This is a genomic window from Pseudomonas sp. Sample_20, from assembly GCF_004307585.1.
Lineage (GTDB): Bacteria > Pseudomonadota > Gammaproteobacteria > Pseudomonadales > Pseudomonadaceae > Aquipseudomonas > Aquipseudomonas atacamensis.
This window is the reverse complement of sequence record NZ_RCOA01000132.1, coordinates 1-3,706: the sequence shown is the minus strand read 5'-3', so window position 1 is coordinate 3,706 and position 3,706 is coordinate 1. Positions and strand designations below refer to the sequence as shown.

The 3,706-nt window shown below is 47.1% G+C and carries 3 protein-coding genes and 1 pseudogene; all 4 read left to right on the top strand.

What is annotated here, in order from left to right; translation table 11 throughout:
* Positions 1-1,145 (top strand): annotated as a pseudogene (locus tag D8U70_RS27850) (DUF637 domain-containing protein); the annotation flags it as partial.
* Positions 1,145-1,606, top strand: coding sequence for a hypothetical protein (locus D8U70_RS26655; protein WP_016775045.1), 462 nt, complete (start codon positions 1,145-1,147; stop codon positions 1,604-1,606). The pseudogene D8U70_RS27850 and the gene D8U70_RS26655, both read left to right, overlap by 1 nt.
* 226 nt (positions 1,607-1,832) lie before the next feature.
* Positions 1,833-2,564, top strand: coding sequence for a hypothetical protein (locus D8U70_RS26645; protein ID WP_177434005.1), 732 nt, complete (start codon positions 1,833-1,835; stop codon positions 2,562-2,564).
* A gap of 473 nt (positions 2,565-3,037) precedes the next feature.
* The gene (locus tag D8U70_RS26635) at positions 3,038-3,613 is read left to right on the top strand and encodes a hypothetical protein (RefSeq protein WP_225927626.1); all 576 of its coding nucleotides are present in this window, start codon (positions 3,038-3,040) and stop codon (positions 3,611-3,613) included.
* The last annotated feature ends 93 nt before the right edge of the window (positions 3,614-3,706 follow it).

Below are 3,706 nucleotides of genomic sequence, written 5' to 3'. Positions count from 1 at the left end.
CGATCAAGTTCCCGGAAGGTGGCGTAGTAAAAGTTGTCGCGCATGCGCTGATGGGCGGTTTGATTTCCGAAGTAACTGGCGGGGATTTTGCTACCGGTGCGGCGGCTGCTGGGCTGAATGAAGCTGCGATGAATACGCTGGTGAAGTTCGCCGCTGGCAATGATCAGCTGCAGGTGATGTTGTCCCAACTCACGGGTGTTCTTGCAGCGGCCCTCGTTGATGGCAATTCACAGTTGGGAGCCAGCATCGCCGGGAGTGCCACGACTTATAACTATCTCTACCACCGTGAGGTGAAAGAGATGCTCGCTGAGATGGACAGCAAGACCACGGATAAGGAAAAGCTTGCTGTCAGGGATAAATATGAAGCGCTTGACAAGCAAAGAGAGTTAGAGCTGGACGAGTTTTGTAAAGGGGCACCTGATACCTGCCGTCAAATCTCCCACGATTTGGCCGACGATGACGAAAAGTTCTCGAAGCTGATAGCGACGCTACGAAGTGAAGGCAAAAGTGGAGAAGCCTATTGGGTAGGAGTTGTTCAGGGAGGGAATCTAAACTCCACTGGGTCAATAGCCTCCATCGTGAATTTACAGGAAGGTGGTTTCTTTGCAAAATTGGGTGCTGTCGCGATCCAGATGGGGGGTGGAATTTTTCCGGGTAGGGCAACCGGGAAAGGTACGACTGCCACAAAGGAAGCCGACGTAAAGGGTACGGGTGGTGTAAAAGGAAACGAAGCGTCCAAAGCACCGGTTCAAGAACTTGAGGTTGACTCCTATAAGAATCTCAAGTCAAGAGAAGTAGTTGCTGACGGGTTAGAGCACGACCACATCCCTTCCTTTGCTGCATTGCGTACGGCAAAAGAAGCTGAATTAGGTCGTCCCCTTACAGAGGTGGAGGCCAAATCGCTTTACCAAAACGCAACAGCCGTGGAGGTTCCTCGCGATGTCCACATTGCGGGTCCCACGTATGGGGGTAAAAATACCCGTGCACAGGTTCAACAGGACGCCATTGATCTGTGCGGCGCGGTGTGCCGTGATACAGACGCATTGCGAGAAAATTTACGCAATCGAGGTTATGATTCAAAAATTGTCGATGAGACAATTAAAAAAATAGTGGAAAGAAATCGAGAGATTGGGGTTATCAAATAATGAATACTTGGTCTGACTTTATTCACGCTCTCGGTCAAGATGAGAATGGATCAGTCATCACGGGTCTATGGCAACGTTTTGAAGAAAAGCCCGTCATTTCAGAGACTCCTGATGCCTATAATGATCCAGGCGGGAAAACAAAATATTACAAGTTTATAAAGTCTGGGATAGAGCTTGGGTTTCGTGCGGGACAATTAAATCACATTCATTTTTTTGTGCAGGAGGATGAAGGCTATTCACCGTATAACGAATATGTGCTTGATCGGGCTGCTCATGCTTGGACTGCCAAAAATGTCACTCAGGTATTGGGTACGGCAGACGCAGGAGCATCTGCTAAAGTTGATATGTTGATTGGTAAAGTCCGGCAGTGGTGCAAATATCAGTTTTCAACATACGATCTACGTATGGAGTTTTCAGAGGATGGTAAGTTGTGGAAGGTAACCCTGATTGCTAAGGGTTAAGTGAAGGAAAATTACGTTGAAACGGTATTGGAAGAGTGTGGATGAATGGGGGCAGGCCACGTTGAAAAAGTACTCCAAAACGTGGTCTGTCCGCATTTTCCCCCGACCATTCAGCAGCCTAGCCGAGTAATTCAAAGTGTCGACAAACGGGGCAACCCTCAGCCCGGAGCCATTTATGAGTTTGAGGTTCCCGCTTCAGGTGGCGGTACGCGGACAGTGAGAATTCGTGACGACACAGCGGGACATGATTGCGGGGAAGGTGATCCGCAAAATCGCGGGGCGCATTTTAACGACGAAGCGGGAAATTATTATCATTACTAAAATCAAAATTTTGGGAGAAAATGACGTATCTGATTCGAATCAGACAATCAATCTGAATGAGGGTAACGGAAAATGCAGATTAAAGTTGTCTGCAGCTAGTTTTATTGCGTCGAAGCCTCATGAGTCATTGGAAACAATATTCGACTTCATACATGAACGCGTTGTCGAAAATATGCCGGGATATGCAGCCTGGTTGCTTTTGGGTAACTCGGCTTGGCAGCCAGGCACGAGAATCGTCAAATATTTAGGGCTATGGGGTGGGTTCAAATCACGGGGGATTGAAGTTCCCCAAGGAAGTCATTCGATAGTGCATACCATGGAGCGCGATGGGAAGCTAAAGTTTTTTGGAGGTATTCGCCTATCGGATCTTTTAGATGGGACAATTCTGGAGGCGTTCTTGGCTGAGAGATGTTCTTATGTAGCCATTGTGCCTATAGATTTGGATATGGAAGAAGCCTTACTCATTGGCTGGTCTGGAAAGATTTCGGAAGATCTGATGCTCTTCGAATATGTGGCGGAGGGGAACGGACTGTTAATGGCAAAGATTGGTGAATTTGATGATCTTGATAGAGGAGTTGTCGCTGTCGGAAAACGACAAGTGCTGGATGATCTTTTATCAAACTTTGATAATTCGTAAAACCGAATTTCGCTATTTTTTCTCCTTCTGAGCTCCGCGCAGGTCGCCACGCTGATTGTCGATATCGTCTGAGAGATAAATGGGTGCAGACCACGTTGAATGCAAAAGCTGGGTACTCTTGGGGGGGAAGGGAACAGACCACGTATAGAAGGCACTCGAAAACATGGTCTGTCCCCGTTTCCTCAATACTCAACAGAGCAATAAATTCGGAAGCGAAATTTCGAACAAGGGTAAATAGGGACAGGCCACGTTTAAAACGCACTCCAAAACGTGGTCTGTCCCCGTTTCCCCACGTATGGAAAACTACCAAGTGCAGCCGATCTTGAGTCGGTTGGCGTCAAGGTTATCCAGGATGGAGGTCTAGATGCTCGATTCTCGGGGCACACGTTCCTACGCACAGACAGTAGTAAGATTACTGATCTCCATAGTATGAAAACCATCGTTCTAGAGAAAATAAAATGATAGTTTCAGCGATGTTTGATTCCCTCGTCACATTTGACTGCGTATATGGAGGCTTTGAGCTCGAAAATGGAGTAGTTCGCCTTTATGTCGAAAGAGGCCTAGCCTTGAAAAAAACGAAGTTGGTAACAGCGGCGGATGGCGCTCGGATCGTACAGTGTGATGAAGATGAATGTCCTAAGGGCGAAAGTATTTTTCCTGTTCATTACATTTACGATCCCGCTAGAGATGTGGAGTATGTTGAATGGAGTCTTGTAAATGGTTTGTTACACGCTCGAAGCGAGGGTGGTGAATGGGTCAGATACGAGAGCGAGAGTGAAGGTTTGCACGCAATGCATGAATATGTGGGTGACTGCTGGCTGGTCTTTTCTGGTGTGAGTGTGTTGAGAAAAGTTATCTATGAATATTCTCTCGATCGAAAGAGTTCCTCAGGTAATGAGTTTGTCGAGGAGTTTATTAGTGGGCCTAAAGTCGATAAGTCTGCAAGTGAGTATTTTCTTGAGGGTGAAATAAACGTTTTGCCTGGGCCAGGATGGATGTCTTTGAAAATTGATGCAGATTCGTTTCATATCGAGATTCCCGACGATTGAAAGAAAAGCGGATAAATGGGGACCGGATAAATGGGGAAAGACCACCTTTCGAGAGACAAACGGGGACAGGCCACCTTCAAATTCGCGTCGAGC

Coding starts and splice junctions, on each gene's coding strand:
- D8U70_RS26655 (WP_016775045.1), top strand. CDS start 1,145: ATGAATACTTGGTCTGACTTTATTCACGCTCTCGGTCAAGATGAGAAT.
- D8U70_RS26635 (WP_225927626.1), top strand. CDS start 3,038: ATGTTTGATTCCCTCGTCACATTTGACTGCGTATATGGAGGCTTTGAG.